The 25926-nt window shown below is 71.5% G+C and carries 1 protein-coding gene (running past one end of the window); it reads right to left on the bottom strand.

The window, feature by feature from the left end; all coding sequences use genetic code 11:
- Positions 1–25926, bottom strand: the 5' portion of a protein-coding gene (locus tag ACWIGI_RS08480; RefSeq protein WP_454201697.1) for a non-ribosomal peptide synthase/polyketide synthase. It extends 18174 nt beyond the left edge of the window; only the first 25926 of its 44100 coding nucleotides appear in the window; the start codon lies at positions 25924–25926; its stop codon lies beyond the left edge, outside the window.

Below are 25926 nucleotides of genomic sequence, written 5' to 3'. Positions count from 1 at the left end.
CAGCGGCACGTACGCGCCACCGGCCTCGAGCACCGCGTACATGGCCACCACGAGGTCCAGCGAGCGGCGAATGCCCAGGGCCACCAGCGATTCCGGTCCGACCCCGGCCGCGATGAGGCGGCGGGCCAGCGTGTTCACGCGGCCGGCGAACTCGCCGTAGGACAGACTCGTCCCCTCGAAGACGACCGCGGTCGCGTCGGGGGTCAGCGCCGCCTGCGCGACGAAGCCCGAGGTGAGGGTGTAGGCGTCGCCGCCCGCGCGGGCGCGCCCGTCGTGCAGCGCGTGCTCGGTCTCGTTCCAGTCCACCAGGATTCGGCCGCGCTCGGCCTCGGCCAGCAGGTCGATGTCGCCGATGGCGAGTTCGGGCCGGTCCGCGATGGAGCGCAGCAGCAGCGCGAAGCGCTGTCCGAACAGCTCCATGGTGGCCGCGTCGAACAGATCGGTGGCGTAGATGAGCTCGGCGGTCAGACCGGACGGCGCGGAGCCGTGGCCGTTGCCCGAGACATCCTGTGCGCCCGCCTGTTCGGTGAGCACCAGCTGCAGATCGAACTTGGCGGTGTCCAGCGGCAGGTCGACGCCGCTGACGCTCAGGCCCGGCAGCTCCAGCTCGGCCGCGGCGTGGTTCTGGAACGCCAGCATGACCTGGAACAGCGGGTGCCGGTTCTGCGCGCGGGCCGGGTTGAGGATCTCCACCAGGCGCTCGAACGGCAGGTCGGCGTGCCCGAAGGCGGCGATGTCGGTGGCGCGCACCGACTCCAGCAGCGCGGTGAAGTCCGCGCCGCCGTCCACCTCGGTGCGCAGCACCAGGGTGTTGACGAACATGCCGATCAGGTCGTCGAGGGCGCGTTCACCGCGGCCGGCGACCGGGGTGCCGATGGCGATGTCGGCTTCCCCGGACAGGCGCGAGAGCAGTGCCGCGAGCGCGGCGTGCGCGACCATGAACAGCGTCGCGCCCCGGGCGCGAGCCAATTCGGCCAGCCTGCCGTGGGTTTCGGCGTCGATGGTGAACACGTGGGTCGCGCCGCGGCCGGTGGCGACCGCCGGACGCGGGCGGTCCGAGGGCAGATCCAGTTGCTCAGGCAGCCCGCGCAGGGTCTCACCCCAGTACGAGATCTGCTGGGCGATGACCGATTCCGCGTCGCTCTCGTCGCCGAGCACCTCGCGCTGCCACAGGGCGTAATCGGCGTACTGCACCGCGAGCGGGGCCCAGCCGGGTTCGCCGCCCTCGACACGAGCGCCGTAGGCGGTCATGACGTCGCGGGTCAGCGGGCCCATGGACACGCCGTCGGCGGAGATGTGGTGCACCACCAGGGCCAGCACGTGCTCGGTCGGGCTGACCTCGAACAGGCGGGCCCGGAACGGCACCTCGGTGGTGACGTCGAAGCCGCGCAACAGGAACTCCGAGAGGGCGCGCGCGATGTCTGCGTCGGCCACCTCGACCGGGGTCAGGTCCGGGATGACCTGCCCGGTGGGGACGATCTCCTGGTACGCGACGCCGTCGATCTCGGGGTAGCGGGTGCGCAGCGACTCGTGGCGGGCCAGCACGTCGGCGACCGCGATCTGCAGCGCCTGGCGGTCCACCAGACCCGAGAGCCGGACCGCGGCCGGGATGTTCTCCACGGCCGATTCGGTGTCGAAGCGGTTGAGGAACCACATGCGCTGCTGCGCGAGCGAGAGCGGCAGTCGCTCGGGCCGTTCCCGCGCGACGAGCGCCTGCCTGCGGCCCGAGCCCGAGTGCACCTCGGCGCGCGCGGCCAGTGCCGCGACCGAGGACGCCTCGAAGATCTCGCGCACGCCCAGTTCGGTGTCCAGCGCCGCCGACAGGCGGGCCGCGACCTGGGTGGCGATCAGCGAGTTGCCGCCCAGGGCGAAGAAGTCGTCGTCCAGGCCGACGCGTTCGAGGCCGAGGATCTCCTCGAAGATGCCCGCCACGATCTGTTCCACCGGGGTGGTCGGGGCGCGGAAGACCGCCGCCTCGAACACCGGCGCGGGCAGCGCCTTGCGATCCAGCTTGCCCGAGGCGTTGAGCGGGAACTCCTCGAGGACCATGAGGATGGACGGCACCATGTACGCCGGCAGGCGATCGGTCAGCTCGGCGCGCACGCCCTCGATGTCCACGGTGCGGCCCGCGGCGGCGATGACGTAGGCGACCAGCTGATCGCCGGTGTGCACGTCCCCGCGCACCACGACCACCGACTGCGCGACCGAATCCAGTGCGGTGAGCGCGGATTCGATCTCGCCGAGTTCGATGCGCAGACCGCGCAGCTTCACCTGGAAGTCGGTGCGGCCGAGGTACTCGATCTCGCCGCCGCCGTTCCACATGACCAGGTCACCGGTGCGGTACATGCGGTCGCCGGACCCGAAGGGGTTGGCCACGAAGCGATCCGCGGTGATGTCGGGACGCGCGACGTAGGCGGTGGCGAGCTGATCGCCCGCCAGGTAGAGCTCACCCGCGACGCCCACCGGAACCGGCCGCAGCCGCGAATCCAGCACGTACACCTGGGTGTTGAACACCGGGCGGCCGATCGGCACGGTGTCGATGTCGGCCACGTCGACCCGGTGGTAGGTGACGTCGACCGCGGCCTCGGTGGGCCCGTACAGGTTGTGCAGCTCGGCGCCGGTGATCTCGCGCAGGCGCTGGGCGGGCTTGGGCGCCAGGGCTTCACCGGAGGCGAAGACCAGGCGCAGGGTCTCACAGCGCACGGCGGCGGGCTCGGCCACGAAGACCGCGAGCATGGACGGCACGAAGTGCGTGACCGTCACGCCCGCGCGCGCGATGAGATCGGCCAGGTACGCCGGATCGCGATGCCCGTCCGGCTTGGCGACGACCAGCGTCGCGCCGATCTGCAGGGGCCAGAAGAACTCCCACACCGACACGTCGAAGGTCGCCGGGGTCTTCTGCAGCACGACGTCCTTGGCGGCGAGCCCGTATTCGGACTGCATCCACACCAGGCGGTTCACGATGGCCGCGTGCGGCACAGCGACGCCCTTGGGGCGGCCGGTCGAGCCCGAGGTGAAGATGACGTACGCGGTGTTCGACGACCGCAGCGGCGCGAGGCGATCCGCGTCGGTGAGCGGCGCGGCCGAGTACCCGGCCAGATCGAGCAGGTCGATGCGGACCTGCGCGGTGTCCACCGGCAGGTCCTCGCCGGCGGTCAGCACGGTCACCGGATCGGCGGTGGCCAGGATGTATTCGGTGCGCTCGGCCGGATGGTCCGGGTCCAGCGGTACGTAGGCCGCGCCGGCGGCCGAGACCGCGTACATGCCGACGACCAGATCCAGCGAGCGCCGCATGCCCAGTGCGACGAAGGATTCCGCGCCGACGCCGCGCTCGATGAGCCAGCGCGCCAGGCGGTGCACCCGCGCGGCCAGCTCGCCGTAGGACAGACTCGTCCCCTCGAAGCTGAGGGCGGTGGCGTCCGGGGTCCGTTCGGCCTGCGCTTCGAACAGCGCGACCAGGGTGGCCGCGGTGTCGCCGGAGGCCGCGCGCACGCCGCCCTCGGCGTCGTCCTCGGCGGTCCCGCCGCCGGTCAGCACCGCGAGCACGGTGTCGACGTCGTAGGCGGTGTCGTTCCACTCCGAGACGACCTGCTCGCGCTCGAAGATGTCGAGCAGCTCGATATCGCCCACCGCCGCTTCGGGATTCGCGGTGACGGCGGTGAGCACCCGCACCAGGCGATCGGCGATCCGGCGCACGGTGGCCTCGTCGAACAGATCCCGCAGGTAGCCCGCGCGGATGCGCAGGCGGGTGTCCAGCTGGGCGATGAGCGTCAGCGGGTAGTGGGTGGCGTCGGCGGCCTCGAGGTTCGTGACGCCCATGCCGTCGATGTCGGCGGCCTGCGCCCGGATGCCGTCGGCGTCGACGGGGTAGGACTCGAACACCACCAGGGTGTCGAAGAGCCCGCCGATCCGCGCGGCCGACTGGATGTCGGCCAGGCCGATGTAGTGGTGATCGAGCAGGTCGGCCTGTTCGCCCTGGGTGCGGGTGAGCAGCGCCCGCGCCGATTCGGACGGGTCGAAGGCGACCCGCACCGGCACGGTGTTGATGAACAGGCCCACCATGGATTCCACGCCCGCGAGCTGGGCGGGGCGGCCCGAGACGGTGGTGCCGAAGAGCACATCCTCGCGCCCGGTGAGGCGCCCGAGCAGCAGACCCCAGGCGACCTGGAGCACGGTGTTCGGGGTGACGCCGATGTCGGCGGCCAGCGCGGTCAGGCGCGCGGTGGCGGTCTCGTCCAGCTCGAAGAAGTACTCGCCGGACAGGGCGGTGATCTCCCGGCCCGCGTCGGGGCGGGTGAGCAGCGTGGGCTCGGAGACCCCGCGCAGCGCGTGCTTCCACGCGTCCAGCGACGCCGTACGGTCCTGCTGCGCAACCCATTCCAGGAAGTAGCGGTAGGAGCGCACCGGCGGCAGCACCGCGGTGTCGGCGTGCGTGGCGTACAGCACCAGCAGGTCCTGCATGAGCAGCGGCATGGACCAGCCGTCGAGCAGGATGTGGTGGTTGGCCACGGCCAGCTGCCATTCGTCGGCGGCGGTCTGGACCAGGGTGTAGCGGATCAGCGGCGGTTCGGTGAGGTCGAAGCGCTGGACGCGATCGGCCTCGAGAATGTCGCCGGCGTAACCGGTTCCGGTGCGATCGTGCTGCGCCCACGCCACGTGCACCTTGTCGAGCACGACCTGCACGGGCACGCCGTTGGAGTCGGAAACGTATGCGGTGCGCAGGATCTCGTGCCGGTCCAGCAGCGCCTGCGCGGCCGCGCGCAGGCGGTCGGCGTCGACGCGGCCGGTGAGGGTTAGCACCGCCTGCGCGGTGTACACGTCCACCGAGGTGGCCGCGAGCTGCGCGTGGAAGAGCAGACCCGACTGCAGGGCGGACAGCGGCCACACCTGGTCGATGGCGCCGAAACGCCGCTCCCAGCCGTCGATGTCGCGCTGGGTGACCCGCACCAGCCCGAAGTCGGACGGGGTGTGCCCACCGGCCCGCGCCGATTCCGCGTGCCGCGCTACGGCTTCCAGCGCGGAGATCCACAGCGCGCCGAACTCGGCGACGGCCGCCGCGTCCAGCAGCGTGCTCGGGTAGCCGATATTGGCGGTCAGGTGATCGCCGACCACGATGGCGTTGATGTCGAGCGGGGCCATGGCGGGCATGTCGGCGTCGTACGCGCCGCCCAGATCGGCCAGTTCGGCCGCCGGGATCCAGCCGAAGCCGCGCAGCGCCTCGGGCACCTCGCCGGTGTTGACCCGGCCCAGGTAGTTGAAGCTGACCTGACCGGGCAGGCGCGCGGGCAGCTGATCGGCGGTGGCCTGGTTCAGGTAGCGCAGCAGGCCGTAGCCGATGCCCTTGTCCGGCACCGCGAGCAGCTGCTCCTTGACGGCCTTGATGGCCGCGCCCATGGCCGGGCCGCCCGCGAGGGCGGCGTCCACATCGAGCTGCGACAGATCGAAGCGCACCGGGAAGATGGCGGTGAACCAGCCGACCGTGCGGGACAGGTCGGCGCCGGGCACGACCTCCTCCTCGCGGCCGTGGCCCTCCAGGCGGATCAGGGCGGACTCGTCCGCCGCGATGCCCCGGGCGGTGCGCCACTTCGCCACGGCCAGCGCCAGCGCGGTCAGCAGACCGTCGTTGACGCCGCCGTGGAAGAGCGCGGGCACGGTGGTCAGCAGCGACCTGGTGACCTCGGCCGAGAGTTCGACCCGGTGCTTGGCCAGCACCGCGGTGACGTCGACGGCCGGATCCATCGGGCGCTCGGTCAGCAGCGGATCCGGGCCGTCCACGACCCCGCGCCAGAAGTCGAGCTCGGCCACGCGGGCCTCGGTGGCCGCTTCGCGTTCGAGGGCGTGCGCCCAGGTCCGCATGCTGGTCTCGGGCGCGACGAGTTCGGGGGTCTGCCCGGCGGCGAGCTGTCCCCAGGCGGTGACGAAGTCGGGCACCAGGATGCGCCAGGTGACGCCGTCGACCACCAGGTGGTGCGCGGCCACGATGAGGCGGCCCGCGCGCGAGCCGTCGCTCGGGGCCAGCCAGACGAAGCGCACCACGACGCCCGCGGTGGGATCGAGCCGGTCGAGGGTGGCATCGAGTGCGGCGGAAGCGATGTCGACGAGTTCGGCGTCGCTCGCGGCGGCGTCGAACTCGGTGCGATCGATGAGCGCGTCCACGTCGATGGCGCCGGCCGCGGCCGTCTCCACGATCCAGTCCGCGCCGGGGACCCGGCGCAGGCGCGCGCGCAGCATGTCGTGGCGGTCGATGACCGCGCCGACGGTGGCGGCGATGCCCGCGCGGTCGATGCCGACCGGCAGTTCCAGGGCCATGGTCTGGTTGAAGCGGCCGAACGCGCCGGGCCGTTCCACCATGAACCGCACCACCGGGGTGAGCGGCATGACGCCGACGCCGCCACCGGGCAGCTCCAGCAGCTTGGGCGCGGAATCGCCCTGCGCGTCGGCGGTTTCGGCCACGGCGGCCAGGCCGGCGACGGTGCGCTGTTCGAAGACGTCGCGCGGGCTGAAGACCACGCCCCGCGCCTTGGCCCGCGACACCAGCTGGATGGAGACGATGGAATCGCCGCCGAGCGCGAAGAAGGAGTCGTCGATGCCGACCCGCTCCAGGCCGAGGACCTCGGCGAAGACCTCGGAAATGGTGTGCTCCAGCGCGTTTCGCGACGCGCGGAAGACGACCTCGGTGGCGAACACCGGTTCGGGCAGCGCCTTGCGGTCGAGCTTGCCGACCGGGGTCAGCGGCACGCGGTCGATCACCATGACCGACGACGGCACCATGTACGCGGGCAGGCGCTGCTCCACGAACGCGGTGACCGCGGCGATGTCGATCGACTGTCCGGGCACGGCGACGACGTACGAGACCAGCGAGGTCGCGCCCGCGGCGTTCTTGTGCCCGACGGTGACCGCGAAGTCCACGCTCTCGTGCGCGGCCAGCGCGGCGTCGATCTCGCCCAGTTCGATGCGGAAACCGCGCACCTTGACCTGGAAGTCCGAGCGGCCGACGTATTCGACCTCGCCGGTGCGGGTCCAGCGCACCACGTCACCGGTGCGGTACATCCGCTGCCCGGCCACGGCCGGGTTGGCCACGAAGCGATCCGCGGTCAGGCCCGGGCGGGCGTGGTAGCCGCGCGCCAGCTGAATGCCCGCGATGTACAGCTCACCAGCGACGCCGACCGGCACCGGCCGCAACCGGTTGTCCAGGATCAGCGACTGCATACCGCGGGTCGGCCCGCCGATGGTGACCTGATCGCCCGGCACCAGCGCGTCGCTGATGTTGGTCATGATCGTGGTCTCGGTGGGGCCGTAGCCGTTGTGGAAGGCGCGAATCGTGCCGTCCGCCAGCGGAATCGCCCACTTGGCGACCAGATCGGCGGGCACTGCCTCGCCGCCGGCGACCAGGACGCGCAGGGTGTCCAGGCCGGTCGGGTCGAAGGTGGCCAGCGCGGCCGGGGTGATGAAGGCGTGCGTGACGCCCTCGGAGCGGATCAGTTCCGAGAGTTCGTCACCGCCGTAGACGCCCGGCGGGACGACCACCAGGGTGCCGCCCGCGCCGATGGCGAGCAGGAATTCCAGGATGGACGCGTCGAACGACGGCGAAGCGAAATGCAGTGCGCGCGACGAGGAGTCGAGGGCGTAGCGCTCGGCCTGCTCGACGCTGAAGTTGGCCAGACCGGCGTGCGTGACCACCACGCCCTTGGGCAGGCCGGTGGAGCCGGAGGTGTAGATGACGTACGCCGGATGCTCCGGGCGCAGCGGGCGCACCCGGTCCGCGTCCGAGATCGCCTCGGCGGCATGGGCGTCGAGGTCGAGATCGTCCAGGACGAGCCATTCCACCGAATCCGGCAGCTCGGCGCGCACCGACGCCACGGTCAGGCCGACCGGGGAACCCGAGTCGGTGACCATGTGCGCGATACGGTCGGCGGGGTAGTTCGGGTCGACCGGCACGAAGGCCGCACCGGTCTTGGTGACGCCCCACTCGGCGAAATACGAAGCGTCCGAACGCGGTACCGCGATGGCGACGAGGTTCTCGGTGCCGATGCCGCGCTCGATGAGCAGGCGCGCCAGGCGGTTGGAGCGCGCGTCGAGTTCCGCGTAGGACAGACCTGTCCCCTGGAAGCGGACGGCGGTCCCCTGCGGGCCGCGGGCCACGGCGGCGGCCAGCAGGTCGGGCAGGGTGGCGGCCGGGATCGCGGGCAGCCCGTGCCGCGCGACGAGGTCGGCGCGCTCGGCCCGATCGAGGATGTCGATCGCGCCGACCGCGATCTCCGGGTTCGCGGCGACGGCCTCGAGCACCCGCAGCCAGCGCTGGGCGAAGCCCGCGGCGGTGTCGGCGTCGAACAGGTCGACCGCGTAGGTCAGCGCCAGCGCCATGCCCGAATCCCGTTCGGACAGCGTGAACTGCAGATCGAAGCGGGAGATGTTCTCGTCCAGGTCGAGCGCGGCGACGCTGAGCCCGGGCAGTTCCAGGGCGGTGCGGTCCAGGTTCTGGAACGCGAGCATGACCTGGAACAGCGGGTTGCGGGCCTGCGAGCGCTCGGGGGCCAGCAGTTCCACCAGGCGCTCGAACGGCACGTCGGCGTTGCCGAAGGCGTCGAGGTCGGTGTGCCGGGCCCGGTCCAGCAGATCGGAGAACGATTCCGCCGGATCGATGCCGGTGCGCAGCACCAGGGTGTTGACGAACATGCCGACCAGGTCGTCCAGCGCGGCCTCGCCGCGACCGGCGACCGGGGTACCGACCGAGATGTCGTCGCCGCCGGACAGCCGGGCCAGCAGCACCGCGAGCGCGGAGTGCATGACCATGAACAGCGAGGAACCGCGCCGGCGGGCGAGCTCTTCCAGCGCGCCGACGAGTTCGGAGCTCAGCTCACGCTGCACGGTGGCGCCGTGGTGGGTGGCCACCGCGGGCCGCGGGCGGTCGGTCGGCAGCGCCAGTTCCTCGGGCGCACCGGCCAGCACGCGCTGCCAGTACCCGACCTGGCGGGCCATGATCGAGGCCGAATCCTCTTCCGAGCCGAGCACTTCGCGCTGCCAGACGGCGAAATCGGCGTACTGCACGGCCAGCGGCGCCCAGCCGGGGACCGCGCCCTGGGTGCGCGCGGAGTAGGCCAGCATGACGTCGCGCGAGAGCGGCGCCATGGAGAAGCCGTCACCGGCGATGTGGTGCACCACGACCACGAGCACGTGCTCACCGGCGGCTGTGTCGGAGTCGTCGTCGGCGGCGGGGGCGGCCACCCGGAACAGCCGGGCGCGCAGCGGAACCTGGTCCGCCACATCGAATCCCACGGTGGCGAAGGCCGTCACCGTGTCGATGAGCGCCGCCGGGGCGACCGTGACCGGGCGCAGATCCAGGGCGACCTGCTCGGCGGGCACGACCACCTGCACCGGCGTGCCGCCGTGCTCGGGGTAGCGGGTGCGCAGCGACTCGTGCCTGCGCACCACGTCCGCCACAGCCAGTTCCAGTGCGGCGGTGTCGAGTTCGCCGGTGAGTCGGATGGCCAGCGGCAGGTTGTAGGCCGCCGAGGAGGTGTCGTACTGGTTCAGGAACCACATCCGCTGCTGCGCGAACGACAGCGGCGCGGGCTCGCCGGGCACCCGCGGGCGGGCCACCAGCTTGGCGCGCGAGGCGCCGTCGGCGTGCGATTCGATACGCGCGGCGAGGGATTCGACCGTGGTCGCCTCGAAGAGCGTGCGCACCGCGACCGTGGTGTCCAGGGCCGCGCCGATGCGCGAGACCACCCGGGTGGCGATGAGCGAGTTGCCGCCCAGATCGAAGAAGTCGTCGTCCAGGCCGACTCTCGGCAGGTCCAGGACCTCCGCGAACACCGCGGCGACGGTCTCCTGGGTCGGGGTCTCCGGCGCCCGGAAGGCCCGGGCCTGCGCCGCCGGGGCGGGCAGCGCGCGGCGATCGAGCTTGCCGTTGACGGTCAGCGGGATGGCGCCGAGCGGGACGACCGCGGCGGGCACCATGTACGAGGGCAGGCGCTCCCCCGCGCCGTCGCGTACCGCGAGCAGCCAGGATTCCGCGGCGGCGGCGCCGGATTCGGGCACCACGTAGGCGACGATGCGCTGATCGCCCGGCTGGTCCTCGCGCACGATGACCGCGGCCTGCGCCACGCCCGGCTGCGCCAGGACAGCGGCCTCGATCTCACCGAGTTCGATGCGGAAGCCGCGCACCTTGACCTGATCGTCGGCGCGGCCGAGGTATTCGAGCTCGCCGAAACGATTCCAGCGCGCCACGTCGCCCGAGCGGTACAGCCGGCTGCCGCCGGCGCCGAACGGACTCGCCACGAAGCGGGCCGCGGTCAGGTCCGGGCGGTGCAGATAGCCGCGCGCCAATTGCGCTCCGGCGACGTACATCTCACCCGCGACGCCCACCGGCACCGGATGCAGGCGCTCGTCGAGCACGTACACCCGCAGACCGGCGATGGCGCGACCGACCACGCTGCCGGTGGCGGCCGCGATGGTGTCGGCGTCGAGCACCCGGTGCGAGACGTGCACCGTGGTCTCGGTGATGCCGTACATGTTCACCAGGTACGGGGTCGAATCGCCGTGGCGGGCAACCCAGTCCGAGAGACGGCGCAGCTCGAGGGCCTCGCCGCCGAAGATCACGTAGCGCAGCGCGAGCGCCGCGGCGCCGTCGGCGTCACGGCCCGCCGTGGCGATCCGATCGGCCTCGGCGAGCTGGTAGAACGCGGACGGGGTCTGGTTGAGCACCGTGACCCGTTCGCGGCGCAGCAGTTCCAGGAACTGCTCCGGCGAGCGCGAGACGTAGTAGTCGACCACCACGAGGGTGCCGCCGTACAGCAGCGGGCCCCACAGTTCCCACACCGAGAAGTCGAAGGCGTAGGAGTGGAACAGGGTCCACACGTCGTCCGGGCCGAAACCGAATTCGCGATCGGTATTGGCCATGAGCCGCACCACGTTCCGGTGCGCCACCGCGACGCCCTTGGGGCGGCCGGTGGAACCGGAGGTGTAGATGACGTAGGCGACGTGATCGGGATGCAGCGGGGCGATCCGATCCGCGTCGGTGATCGGGCCGTCCTCGGCGTCCTCGATGTCGCCGGCTTCCACGCCGTAGCCGTCGAGCAGCACCACCGGCAGACCGGCGGGCACGCTCACCTGCACGGTGGAATCGAGCACCACGCTGGTGGGCTCGGCGTCGGACAGCACGAAGGCGATGCGGTCGGCCGGGTAGCTCGGGTCGACCGGCACGTAGCCCGCGCCGGTCTTGATGACCGCGAGCAGGGCGACGACCAGGTCCAGCGAGCGCGGCAGCAGCACCGCGACCAGCGATTCCGGACCGGCGCCGTCCTCGATGAGCCTGCGCGCGACCACGTTCGCGCGCCGGTCCAGATCGGAGTAGGTCAGCTCGTCGCCGCCGAAGCGCGCGGCGATCCGGTGCGGATGCGCGGCCACGGCCTGATCGAAGAGTCCGGACAGGGTCGCGCCCGGGGCCGCGAACGGGCCGGTGAGCGCGCCCACCGGATCGGCGAAAAGACCCGTGGCCGAGCCGAACACGCTCTCGGCGATACCGCGGGTGACCGTACCCGTCGTCGCCGCGGCGGCCAGGCGCGCGGCCTCGGCCAGCGCGACGATGTCGTCGCCGGCGGAGACCCAGCGCTCGGACACGTCGAGGCGTTCGCTCTCCCCGAGCAGGTCGATATCGCCCAGCAGCACGCCCGCGTCCTCGGTGACCGCGTGCAGGATCCGCACGAGGCGCTCGGCGAACGAGGCCACGGTCTCGGGGTCGAACAGATCGGTGGCGTAGTTCCAGGACAGGCCGAGCGAGCCGTCGGCGCGCTCGCCCACGGTCAGCTGCACGTCGAATTTCGCGGTGCCCGCGTCGAATTCGACCGCCTCGACCGCGAGCTCGGGCAGCTCGAGCGCGCCCGCGTCCTTCGCGCCCGCGGCCTCGAAGGTCAGCGCGACCTGGAACAGCGGGTGGTGCGCCTGCGAGCGCACCGGGCTGATCACGTCGACCAGCCGCTCGAACGGCACGTCGGCGTGCGCGAACGCGGCCAGGTCGGTGCGCCGCACCTCGGCCAGCAGCTCGCGGAAGGTGTTGTCCGGCAACACCGGGGTGCGCAGCACCAGGGTGTTGACGAACATGCCGATCAGGTCGTCGAGGGCGCGTTCGCCACGGCCCGCGATGGGCGTGCCGACCGCGATGTCGACCGAGCGGGACAGACGCGCGGACCAGGTGGCCAGCGCGGCGTGCAGCACCATGAACAGGGTGACGTCGTGCTCGCGCGCGAGCGCGGTCAGCGCCCGGTGCAGTTCGGCGTCGACGGCGAACTCGTAGGTGGCGCCGGCGTTACTGGCGATCTCCGGACGCGGGCGGTCCGCGGGCAGCTCGATCTGCTCGGGCAGATCGCGCAGCTGCTCGGACCAGTACGCGACCTGCTGGGCCGCAATGGATTCCGCGTCGTTCTCGACCCCGAGCACCGTGCGCTGCCACAGCGCGTAGTCGGCGTACTGCACCGGCAGCGGGGCCCACTCCGGGGCCCGGCCGCCGCTGCGGGACAGGTAGGCCGCCACCACGTCACGCAGCAGCGGGCGCAGCGAGAAGCCGTCGGCGCTGATGTGGTGCAGCACCAGCACCAGCACGTGTTCGGTGGCGCTCAGGCTCAGCACCGTCGCGCGGAACGGCAGCTCACGGGTGACGTCGAAGTAGACGGTCGCGAGTTCGGTGATGCGCGAGGGCAGTTCGGCGGCGGTGACCGTCTCGGCCCGCACCTGGACATCGAGTTCGGCGGGATCGAGCACCCGCTGGAAACCGTCGCCGGCGACCTCGGGGTACACGGTGCGCAGCGCCTCGTGCCGGGCCAGCACGTCGCCGATCGCGGCGCCGAACGCCTCGAGGTCGATCGCGCCGGTCAGCTTCAACGCCACCGGGATGTTGTTCACGGCGGTGCGGTTGTCGAACCGGTTCAGGAACCACATGCGCTGCTGCGCCGGGGACAGCGGCACCAGGGCCACGGTCTCCCCGGTCGGCAGCGTGGTGGCCGCGGGCCGCTCCTGCGGGACCAGCGGCACCCGGCTGCCGGTGCCGACACGCGATTCCAGGTGCGCGGCCAGCCCGGCGACCGTGGTCGCCTCGAACAGCGCGCGCAGCGGAATGTCGGCGTCCAGCGCCGCGGACAGCCGCGAGATCACCTGGGTGGCGATGAGCGAGTTGCCGCCGAGTTCGAAGAAGTCGTCGTCCAGGCCGACCCGCTCGCCGCCGAGCACGTCGGCGAACACGCCCGCCACGGTCTGCTCCACCGGGGTCTCCGGGGCGCGGTAGACCTTGGCCGCGAAGGCCGGCGCGGGCAGAGCACGGCGCTCCAGCTTGCCGGAGGCGTTGAGCGGGAAGGCGTCGAGCACCACGTAGGCGGCGGGCACCATGTACGCCGGCAGCCGCCGCGCGAGTTCGCCCTTGACGGCCTCGGTGTCGATGGCACCGTCAGCGGCCACCAGGTACGCCACCAGCTGATCGCCGGTGCGCTCGTCGGCACGCACCACGACCACCGACTGGGCGACCGCGGGCAGCGCCGCCAGGGCGGCCTCGATCTCGCCGAGCTCGATGCGCAGACCGCGCAGCTTCACCTGGAAGTCGGTGCGGCCCAGGTACTCCAGCTCCCCGGTGCCGGTCCACACCACCAGGTCGCCGGTGCGGTACATGCGCTCGTTCGCGGCGAACGGGTTGGCCACGAAGCGATCCGCGGTCAGATCCGCGCGCGCCACGTAGCCGGTGGCGAGCTGATCGCCCGCCAGATAGAGCTCACCCGCGACACCCGCCGGAACCGGCCGCAGCCGCGAATCCAGCACGTACACCTGGGTGTTGAACACCGGCGCGCCGATCGGCACGCTCACGGTGTCGGCGTCCACGACCTCGTGGAAGGTGACGTCGACCGCGGCCTCGGTGGGGCCGTACAGGTTGTGCAGGCGCGCGCCGGTGAGCTCGCGCAACCGCTGCGCGGTGGTGGCGGGCAGCCCCTCACCCGAGGCGAAGACGTTGAGCAGACTGGCCGCGGCGGCACCGTCCCCCGCCGCCAGTTCGGCGACGAAGACCGCCAGCATGGACGGCACGAAGTGCAGGGTGCTGACCCGCTCGGCGGCTATGATCCGCAGCAGGTAGGCCGGATCGCGGTGGCCGTCCGGCTTGGCGACGACCAGGCGCGCGCCGACCTGCAGGGGCCAGAAGAACTCCCACACCGACACGTCGAAGGTCGCGGGGGTCTTCTGCAGCACGACGTCGTGCCCGGCCAGACCGTACTGGGCGTGCATCCACACCAGGCGGTTGACGATGGCGGCGTGCGAGACGGCCACGCCCTTGGGGCGGCCGGTCGAACCCGAGGTGAAGATGACGTACGCGGTGTTGCCCGGGCGCAGCGGGGTCCGGCGGTCGGCATCGGTCAGCGGGGTGTCGGCGAATTCCGACAGGTCCAGCTGGTCGATCCGAACCTGGCGTCCCGCAACGCCTTCCAGGTCCTCCCCGGAGGTCAGCACGCACACCGGGCGCGCGGTCTCGAGGATGTAGTCGGTGCGCTCGGCCGGATGATCCGGATCCAGCGGCACGTACGCGCCACCGGCGACCGTGACGGCGTACATACCCGCCACCAGATCGATGGATCGGCGCATACCCAGCGCCACCTGCGATTCCGGGCCCACGCCCGCGGCGACGAGCCAGCGCGCGAGCCTGCGCACCCGGGCGGCGAACTCGGCGTAGGACAGACTCGTCCCCTCGAAGGTGACCGCGGTCGCCTCGGGGGTCTGCGCGACCTGTGCCTCGAACAGCGCGACCAGCGTCTGCGCGGCGCCCTCGGCAACGACGGGCAGCGCGGCGTCCAGTTCGAACGCGGTGTCGTTCCAGCCGTGCAGGACCCGCTGGCGCTCGTGATCGAGCAGCAGGTCCACATCGCCGACCCGGACCGCCGGATCGGCGACCAGCGCGGCGAGCATGCGCACGAAGCGCCGCCCGAAGACATCCGCGAACGCGGCGTCGAAAAGATCGGTGGCGTAGACGAGTTCGGCTTCCATGGCGGCGGCATCGGCTGCCGCCGAACCGCCGTCGACGACCTCGCTCAGCGTGAGCTGCAGATCGAACTTGGCCGTCTGCTGGTCGATCTCGAGTTCGGCCACGCGCAGCCCCGGCAGCTCCAGGGCGGTACGGCCCAGGTTCTGGAACGAGAGCATGACCTGGAACAGCGGGTGCCGCGCCTGCGAGCGGGCCGGGTTGAGCACCTCGACCAGGCGCTCGAACGGCAGATCGGCGTGCGCGAACGCCTGCAGATCCCGCTCGCGGACGGTGCCGAGCAGCTCGGCGAAACTCGCGCCGGTGTCCACCGGCGAACGCAGCACCAGGGTGTTGACGAACATGCCGACCAGGTCGTCCAGCGCCTGCTCGCCGCGACCGGCCACCGGGATGCCGACGGCGATGTCGTCGGTGCCGCTCAGGCGCGCCAGCAGCGCGGCGAAAGCGCCGTGCACCACCATGAACAGCGTGGTGCCGTGCTGCTGCGCGACGCGGGTGAGCCCGCCGATGAGCTCGCCGGGCACCTGGAAGCGGTGCGTGCCCGCGGCGTAGGTGGCCACCGCCGGGCGCGGACGCGTGGACAGCCGCAGCTCGTCCGGCAGCCCGGCCAGGGTCTCGCGCCAGTAGTCCAGCTGTTCGGTGCTCAGCGAACGCGGATCGTCCTCCGCGCCCAGGGTTTCGCGCTGCCACAGCGCGTAATCGGCGTACTGCACCGGCAATTCGGTCCAGCCGGGCGCTTCGCCGCCGCTGCGCGCCACGTAGGCGGTCATGAGGTCGCGCACCAGCGGATTCATCGAGAAACCGTCGGCGGCGATGTGATGGGCGACGAGCACGAGCACGTGCTCGTCCGCGGCGGTCCGGAACGCGCGCACGCGCACCGGCGGTTCCGCGGTGACGTCGAAGCCGCGACCGGCGAAACCCCGTACCGCGGTGAGCAGATCGACCGCGCCCACCTCGACCACGTCGAGCTGGGGCACGGCCCGCGCGGCGGGCAGCACCCGCTGGTACGCGCGGCCCTCGTGCGAGGGGTAGATGGTGCGCAGCGACTCGTGCCGCGCGACCACGTCCGCGACCGCGGCCCGCATGGCGTCCAGATCCAGTGCGCCCGAGAGCTGTACGGCCGCCGGGATGTTGTTCGCGGCCGAATCGGTGTCGAACCGGTTCAGGAACCACATGCGCTGCTGCGCGAGCGAGAGCGGCGGGTACTCCGGGCGGGTGCGCGCGGTGAGCGCCTGGCGCACACCGGTTCCCGCGTGCGACTCCACCCGCGCGGCCAGCGCCGCGACGGTGGGCGCCTCGAACAGCGCGCGCACGCCGATCTCGGCCTTCAGCGCGACCGAGAGCCGGGCCACGACCTGGGTCGCGACGAGCGAGTTGCCGCCGAGTTCGAAGAAGTCGTCGTCCACGCCGATGCGTTCGGCGCCGAGCAGATCGGCGAAGATCTGCGCGATGATCTCCTCGATGGGAGTGGCGGGCGCGCGGAAGCGCTTGGTCTCGAAGACCGGCGCGGGCAGGGCCCGGCGATCGAGCTTGCCCGAGGCGTTGACCGGGAAGGCGTCCAGCACGACCAGCGCCGAAGGCACCATGTACGCGGGCAGCGACCGGCCGAGCGCGGCCTTGACCGCGTCGGTGTCCACGACGGCGTCCGCGTCCGGGACCACGTAGCCCACGAGCTGATCACCGGCGTGCGCGTCGGTCCGCACCACCACCACCGACTGCGCGATGCTCGGCTCCGCGAGCAGCGCGGCCTCGATCTCGCCCAGTTCGATGCGCAGGCCGCGCAGCTTGACCTGGAAGTCGGTGCGGCCCAGGTAGTTCAGTTCCCCGTCGGCGGTCCAGGTGACCAGGTCGCCGGTGCGGTACATGCGGCTGCCCGGCGTGCCGAACGGGTCGGCCACGAAGCGGTCGGCCGACAGGTCGGGGCGGCCCAGGTAGCCGCGCGCGAGCTGATCGCCCGCGAGATAGAGCTCTCCCGCGGTACCCGGGGCGACCGGGTTGAGCCGGGCGTCGAGCACGTAGGTCCGGGTGTTCCACACCGGGCGGCCGATGGGCACCGCGACGGTGTCGGCGTCGACGACTTCGTGGTACGTGACGTCGACCGCGGCCTCGGTGGGGCCGTAGAGGTTGTGCAGCCGGGCGCCGGTCAGCTCGCGCAGCTTGTGCGCGGTGGGCGCGGGCAGCGCTTCACCGGAGGCGAAAACCTGGCGCAGGAGGGTGTTCCGGCCGTCGCGTCGCTCCGGCGCGTCCGTGTCGGCTTCGAGGGCCGAGGTGAAGACCGAGAGCATCGAGGGCACGAAGTGGGCGGTCGTGATGCCCGCCTCGGCGATGATCTTCGCCAGGTACACCGGATCGCGGTGGCCGTCGGGCTTGGCCACGACCAGGCGGGCACCGGTCTGCAGGGGCCAGAAGAACTCCCACACCGACACGTCGAAGGTGGCCGGGGTCTTCTGCAGCACCGCGTCGTTCGCGTCGATCGGGTACTCGTGCTGCATCCACAGCAGGCGGTTCACGATGGCGCGGTGCTCGACCGCGACGCCCTTGGGGCGGCCGGTGGAGCCGGAGGTGAAGATGACGTAGGCGGTGTGCTCGGGCGAGATCGCCCGTCCGCGTTCGGCATCGGTGATCGGGGCGGCGGAGAACCCGTCCAGGTTCAGCGCGTCGATCTCGAGCACCGGCACGTTGCGGCCCGTCACGAAATCGTCGCGACCGGTGGTCAGGATCGCGGCGGGGCGTGCGGTGTCCAGCACGTAGTCGATGCGCTCGCCCGGCTGATCGGGATCCAGCGGCACGTAGGCGCCGCCTGCCTCGAGCACGGCGTACATCGCCACGACCAGGTCGGTCGACCGGCGAATGGCAAGGGCCACCGGCGATTCCGCGCCCACCCCGGACGCGATGAGCTTGCGCGCCAGCCGGTGCACCCGCGCGGCGAACTCGGCGTAGGACAGAGCTGTCCCCTCGAATTCGACGGCCGTCGCGTCGGGGCTGCTCAGGACCTGTTCCTCGAACAGCGACACCAGCGTCGCCGCGTCCGGGCGCAGGCCGATCGGCAGCGCGCGGGCGATGTCGTATCCGGTGTCGTTCCAGCCCGACAGCACGCGCTCGCGCTCGTCGCCGGCGAGCAGGTCGATGTCGCCGAGCGGGCGGTCCGGGTCGGCCACCACGGCCGCCAGGATCAGATCCAGCCGCCGCGCGAACGCCGCGATCGTGTCCTCGTCGAAAAGGTCACGCGCGTAGGAGAACTCGGCGGACATGCCGGCGTTCTCGCCATCCGGGCCCTGGGCTTCCTGCAGGGTCAGCTGCAGGTCGAACTTGGCCAGTTCGGCGTCGTAGTCCACGCCGTTGACCGAGAGCCCGGGCAGTTCCAGGCTCGCCTGGCGGGTGTTCTGGAAGGTCAGCATGACCTGGAACAGCGGGTGCCGCGACTGCGAGCGGGCCGGGTTGAGCACCTCGACCAGGCGCTCGAACGGCACGTCCGCGTGCGCGAACGCGTGCAGGTCGGTGTCGCGGGCCTGCGCGAGCAGATCGGCGAAGGTCCGGCCCGCGTCCACCTCGGTGCGCAGCACCAGGGTGTTCACGAACATGCCGACCAGATCGTCCAGCGCGGCCTCACCGCGGCCGTGCACCGGCGTGCCGATGACGATGTCCTCGGTGCCCGAGAGCCGGGCCAGCAGCACCGCGAGGGCGCTGTGCAGCACCATGAACAGCGAGGCGTTGTGCCGGCGGCCCAGCTCCACCAGGTGCTGCTGGGTCTGCGCCGAGATCGCGAACGGGTAGGTGCCGCCGCGGTAGCTCGCCACCGCCGGGCGCGGGCGATCCGAGGGCAGCACCAGTTCGTCCGGCAGCGCCGCGAGGGTGTCGGTCCAGTAGCGAATCTGCTTGGCGATCAGCGAATCCGGGTCGTCCTCGGAGCCGAGCACCTCGCGCTGCCACAGCGAGTAGTCCGCGTACTGCACGGGCAGCTCGGACCAGGCCGGGGCCTCCCACGAGGTGCGCGCGGCGTAGGCGACCATGACGTCGCGGGCCAGCGGGCCCATGGACCAGCCGTCGGCGCTGATGTGGTGGACCACCATGCCGAGGATGTACTCGGTCTCGCTGATCTCGAAAAGCGCCGCGTGCATGGGCACTTCGCCGGTCACGTCGAACGCCATGGTGGCGAGCTCGACCAGGTGATCGACCAGGTTGTCCTCGGTGACCAGCACCGGGGTCAGGTCGGGCACGATCTGCGCGGCGTCCAGGACCTGCTGCACCGGGCCGTACGGGGTCTCGGGGAAGACCGTGCGCAGCGACTCGTGCCGATCGATCACGTCGATGACCGCGACCTGCAGCGCCGCCACGTCCAGATCGCCCGAGAGCCGGATGGCCACCGGGATGTTGTTCACCGCGGAGGCGGTGTCGAACCGGTTCAGGAACCACATGCGCTGCTGTGCAAGAGAAAGCGGGATGTCGGCCGGCCGTTCGCGGGCCACCAGCGCCTTGCGCGCGCCCGCGCCGACCTGCGACTCCACCCGGGCGGCCAGCGCGGCCACCCCGGACGCCTCGAAGAGCATGCGCACCGGCACCTTGGTGTCCAGCGCGGTGCCGAGGCGGGCCGCCACCTGGGTGGCGATCAGCGAGTTGCCGCCGAGTTCGAAGAAATCGTCGTGCGCGCCGACCCGGGCGCCGGGCCCGAGATCGAGCACCTCGGCGAAGATCTGGGCGACGATCTCCTCGATCGGGGTGGACGGCGCCTGGAATTCGCGCACCTCGAAGGTGGGCGCGGGCAGGGCGCGGCGATCGAGCTTGCCGTTGGGGGTCAGCGGGATCTCGCGCAGCAGCACGAAGGCCGAGGGCACCATGTACGGCGGCAGATTGCGCGCCAGTCCGGCCTTGACCGCGTCCAGGTCCATGACGCCGCCGGCCGGCACCAGGTACGCCACGATCTGATCGCCGAGCCGGTCGTCCGGCCGCACGATGACGGCGGCCTGGCTCACCTGCGGGTGCGCCAGTACCGCCGCCTCGATCTCACCGAGCTCGATGCGGAAGCCGCGGACCTTGACCTGATCGTCGGCGCGGCCCAGGTAGACGAGGTCGCCCTCGGCGCTCCACTTGGCCACGTCGCCCGAGCGATACAGCCGCGCACCGGGTTCCCCGAACGGGCTGGCGACGAACCGGCCCGCGGACAGATCCGCCCGGCCCAGGTAGCCGCGCGCCAATTGCTCACCGGCGACGTAGATCTCGCCGGGCACGCCCACCGGCACCGGCCGCAGGCGGCGGTCCAGCAGGTACACCCGCAGGCCCGGAATCGCCTGGCCGATGAGGCTGCCGTTGGCCGCCGCGACCGCGGCGCGGTCGAGCGGACGATAGGTGACATGCACCGTGGTCTCGGTGATGCCGTACATGTTGATCAGACGCGGCGCGTCCTCGGGGTGGCGGGTGTACCACTCGTTCAGGCGCCGAAGTTCCAGCGCCTCACCGCCGTACACGACATAGCGCAGCGCCAGCGGCGCGGTGCCGCGCCCGGCGCGGTCCATCTCGGCCAGCTGGTAGAACGCGGACGGGGTCTGGTTCAGGACCGTGACCCGCTCCTCCTGCAGCAGTTCCAGGAACTGCTCCGGGGACCGCGAGGTGAAGTAGTCGACCACGACCAGGGTGCCGCCGTACAGCAGCGGGCCCCAGAGCTCCCACACCGAGAAGTCGAAGGCGTACGAGTGGAACATGGTCCACACGTCGTTCTCGTCGAAATCGAACCAGGCGTCGGTGTTGTCGAACAGCCGCACCACGTTCCGGTGCGGGATCAGCACGCCCTTGGGGCGGCCGGTCGAGCCCGAGGTGTAGATGACGTAGGCGATGTTCTCCGGGCGCAGGGCGCCCAGGCGTTCGGCGTCGGCGATCGGGGCCGAATCCACCAGCGCCAGTTCGGGATCGTCCACCGCGAGCACGGGAACCGCGGCGGGCAGCGACATCTCGTGCCGCAGGGTACTGACCACGCAGATCGGCTCGGCGTCCGCGAGCATGAACTCGATGCGCTCGGCGGGATAGGTCGGATCGACCGGCAGGTAGCCGCCGCCCGCCTTGAGCACGGCCAGCAGCGCGACCACGAGTTCGGCCGAGCGCGGCAGCGCCACCGCGACCAGGGTGTCCGGCCGCACGCCCGCGCCGATCAGCGCGCGCGCCAACTGATTCGCGCGCTCGTCGAGTTCGGCGTAGGTCAGGCGCTCGCCCTCGAACACGACCGCGGTGCGATCGCGATGCGCGCGCACGGTGGCGTCGAACAGCTCCAGCAGCGTGGACTCGCGCGCGACATCGGGGCCCGCGGAGGTCCAGTCGCCGGTGACCAGGGCGCGTTCGGCGGATTCGAGCAGGTCGATATCGCCGATGAGGCTGTCGGGAGCGGCGGTGACCGTCTCCAGGATGCGCCGCAGCCGGGCAGTGAAGGTGGTGATGGTCGCTTCGTCGAACAGGTCGGTGGCGTACTGCGCCACGGCCTCGATGCCCTCGGGTTCGCCCGCGCCGCCGCGCCTTTCGGTGAGCGTCCACTGCAGGTCGAACTTGGCGATGTCGACTTCGAGCTCTTCGGCGGTGACCGCGAGACCCGGCAGTTCCACCGTGGCGTGCGACATCTCCTGGAAGGAGAGCATCACCTGGAACAGCGGATGGCGCGCCTGCGAGCGGGCCGGGTTGAGCACCTCGACCAGGCGCTCGAACGGCACGTCCGCGTGCGCGAACGCGGACAGGTCCGATTCGCGGGTGCGCGCGAGGAAGTCGCTGAAGCGCTCGCCGCCGTCCACCTCCGAGCGCAGCACCAGGGTGTTGACGAACATGCCGATCAGGTCGTCGAGCGCCTGCTCGCCGCGACCGGCGATCGGGGTGCCCACCGCGATGTCGGTGGTGCCGCTGGAGCGGGCGAGCAGCACCGCGATGGCGGCGTGCATCACCATGAACAGGCTGACGCCCTGGGCGCGCGCCAGTTCGGTGAGCGCGCGGTGCAGATCCGCGTCGATGTCGAAGCGCACCCGGCCGCCGCCGAACGTGGGTTCGGCCGGGCGCGGCCGATCCGAGGGCAGATCGAGCTGATCGGGCAGACCCGCCAGAGTCGAACGCCAGTAGGCGATCTGGCGGGCGGCCATGGATTCGGGATCGGACTCCGCGCCGAGCAGCTCGCGCTGCCAGATGCTGTAGTCCTGGTACTGCACCGCCAGCGGCGCCCAGGCGGGCTCGACGCCGCCGACGCGGGCCAGGTAGGCGGCGATCATGTCGCGCGCCAGCGGGCCGAACGACACGCCGTCCGCGGCGATGTGGTGCACGACGAACGCGACCGCGTACTCCGGGGTGTCACCGCCGTCCGCGATCTCGTACACGCGCACCCGGATGGGCAGCTCGGTGGTGACGTCGAAGCCGGTGGCCGCGAATTCGGTGAGCACGGCGGGCAATTGCGCCGCCGCGATGGTTTGCACCGCGATGCCCAGGTCCACCTCGCCGGCGGGCACCAGCTGCTGGAAACCGCCGTCCCCGGACTCGGGGAAGATGGTGCGCAGGGCTTCCTGCCGCTCCACCACGTCCATGAGGCCGGCCGTCAGGGCGGCCAGGTCGACCTCGCCGCGCAGGCTCACCACGAACGGCAGGTTGTAGGTGGGCGAGGTGGGATCGAACTGGTTGATGAACCACAGGCGCTGCTGCGCCAGCGACAGCGGCACCCGCGCCGGGCGCTGCTGCGCCACCAGCGGGGGGCGCGCCGAAACATCGGACGGGCCTTCGGCTTCCACCCGCGCGGCCAGCCCGGCCACGGTCGGGGTCTCGAACAGCGCGCGCACGCCGATCCGGGTGCCGAACGCGGCCGAGACGCGGGCCACGACCTGGGTGGCGACCAGCGAGTTGCCGCCCAGATCGAAGAAGTTGTCGTCCACGCCGACCCGGTCGTGCCCGAGGACGTCGGCGAACACGCCCGCCACGATCTCCTCTGCGGCGGTGCGCGGCGCGCGGTAGCCGGCGGCGTCCGCGCTGAACACCGGCTCGGGCAGGCCCTTGCGGTCCAGCTTGCCGGAGGTGTTGAGCGGGAAGGCTTCCAGCACCATGATCGAGGCCGGGACCATGTAGGTCGGCAGCTTCTCGGCCGCGAAGCGGGTCAGCGCGGCGGGATCGATGGTCTGCCCCGGCACCGGGACCACGTAGGCCACCAGCTGCTGGCCGGTGGCGGTGTCCATGACCAGCACCGCGGCCTGGCTCACCGTCGGGTGCGCGAGCAGGTCGGTCTCGATCTCGCCGAGCTCGATGCGCTGACCGCGGAACTTCACCTGGAAGTCGGTGCGGCCGATGTATTCCAGCGCGCCGAAGGTCCCGGACTCGTCGCTCGCGACGGTCCAGCGCACCAGGTCGCCGGTGCGGTACATGCGCTCGCCGGCGGTGGACAGCGGATTGGCGACGAACCGGTCCGAGGTCAGGTCCGGGCGGCCCTTGTACCCGCGCGCGAGCTGGCGCCCGCCCAGGTACAGCTCGCCCGCCGCGCCGATCGCGGCCGGGCGCAGCCGCGAATCCAGCACGTAGACTTCGACATTCCATTCGGGCACGCCGATCGGCACCGTGACGGTGTCCGCGGCGGTGTTCTCCCAGTAGGTCACCGAGACCGCGGCCTCGGTCGGGCCGTACAGGTTGTGCAGGCCCGCACCGGAAATCGCGCGGAAGCTCGCGCCGGTCTCCGGCGGCAGCGCCTCGCCGATGACGAAAACGTGCTGCAGCGAAGCGCATTGGGCCGCGGTGGCGTGCGCGACGAAGACCGTCAGCATGGACGGCACGAAGTCGGTGACGGTGACTCCGTGCCGGTGGATGGTCTCGGCCACGTACAGCGGATCGCGATGCCCGTCCGGGGTCGCGATGATCAGCTTGGCGCCCACCATGAGCGGCAGGAAGTAGCCCCACAGCGAGACGTCGAAGGTGGTGGCGGTCTTCTGCAGGTAGACATCGTCCGCGGTGAGCCCGTACTCGTCGAGCATCCACAGTTCTTGATTGACGATGGCGTGGTGGGTGACCGCGACGCCCTTGGGACGGCCGGTGGAACCCGAGGTGTAGATGACGTAGGCGGTGTTGAACGGCCGCAGCGGGGCCAGCCGGTCGGCGTCGGTCAGCGGGGCGTCGGAGTAGTCCGACACGTCCAGGGTGTCGATCTCCAAGCGCCGCACGGACGCCGGGAGTTCGAGCTCGTCGCGGGCGGTGGTCAGCACGCAGACCGGTGCCGCGGACTCGAGGATGTACGCGGTGCGATCGGCCGGGTGATCCGGATCGATCGGCACGTACGCGCCACCGGCGCGCAGCACCGCGTGCATGCCGATCACCAGGTCGAGCGAGCGGCGCATACCCAGCGCGACAAGCGATTCCGGCCCGACGCCGTCGGCGACGAGGAAGTGCGCGAGCCGGTTGACGCGCGCGCCGAACTCGGCGTAGGTGAGCGTCTCGCCCTCGAACTCCAGGGCGATGTTGTCCGGCGTCAGCGGGATCTGGGCGTCCAGCAGCGCGGGCAGCGTGGTGTCCGGGACCTCGTGGCCGGACCGGTTCCAGTCGAGCAGGCTGCGGGTGCGCTCGGCGGCGGTGGTGATGGGCAGGCCCCACACCGGCTGTTCGGCGCCCGCCTCGAGGAAGCGGTCGAAGAACTCGAGGAAGCGCGAATGATGCTGCGCCGTCTCGGCGTCGGAGTACAGGTTGGGGTTGGTCTCGAAGTCGATGTGGTTCCGCGCGCCGCCCCGGGACTGGTACAGGTTGACGCCGAGGTCCTCGATGGAACCGGTGGAGAGCACGCTCAGCTCACCGGTCACGTCGCCGAGGGTGACCTCGTTGTGGAACATCATGATGTTGACCCAGGGACCGAAGAACTCCCGGGTGACCACGCCCTCGCCCGCGCTGTCGCGGCGGATGTCCTCGTGCCGGTAGCGCTGATGCCGCAGCGCGCCGGACACTTCCACGGTCACGGCCTTGAGCAGTTCGCTCACCGTCGTGCCGTACCCCACGCGCAGGCGCAGCGGCACGATGTTCGACACCGCGCCGCCGGAGCGGCGCATGGCGGCGGTGGTGCGGGCGGTCACCGGCAGGCTGAGGATGACGTCCTCGGAACCGGTCCACTGCGCCAGGTACGCCGCGAAGCCCGCGATCAGCAGACCGGCGGGCGAATTCTCGTGACGCGCGACCGCCGCGTCCAGCAGCGAGGTCTGATCCTCGGTGAGCGCGGCGGAGGCGATGCCGTTGATCGCGGCCGGCGGCGCCGAGCGGCCGGACAGACTGGTGCCGTCCTCCAGACCGGCGACACGCTCGGTCCAGTACTCCTTGTCGCCCTTGAAGCGGGTGCTGTCGCGGTAGGAGAACTCCTGCTCGACCAGCGTGCGCAGGTCGGTGGCCTTGCTCGGCGCGAGTTCGGTGCCGTGGAAACGAGCGGTGTAGACCTCGGCGACCCGGTTCATGTAGGTCATGGCGCCGAAGCCGTCGAGCACGATGTGGTGGACGCGGGCGTACCAGTAGTAGAGGTCCTCGCCCACGTGCAGCACCGCGCCGCGGATCAGGCGGTCGGCGGTGATGTCCATCGGGCGGCTGTAGTCGGCGCGCATCCACGCCAGGGCGGCCGCGCGCGGGTCCTGCGCGTCGCGGAAATCGGCACGGTAGATCGTGCGGTCCAGGCTGGGATCGACCACCTGCAGCGGTTCGCCGTCGCGTTCGACGATGCGCAGGAAGCCGGAACCGACCTCGAGGGAGGCTTCGACCATGGCGGCTTCGAGCAGCGGGACGTCGATCTCGCCGCGCAGTTCGACGAACTGCGCGATATTGATCGGCACCTGCGGGTCGAGGTGCTGGGCGTACCAGATGCCCAGCTGAGCGGGCGACAGCGGGAAAGCCTCGCCCGATCCCGGCGCGATTTCGCTGCCAGCTTCGTCGTTGCCGCCGAAATCTAGCCGGTCCAA

It is taken from the genome of Nocardia sp. NPDC055321 (assembly GCF_053645575.1).
The sequence above is the reverse complement of the archived record's forward strand: the minus strand, read 5'-3'. Positions and strand labels throughout refer to the sequence as shown.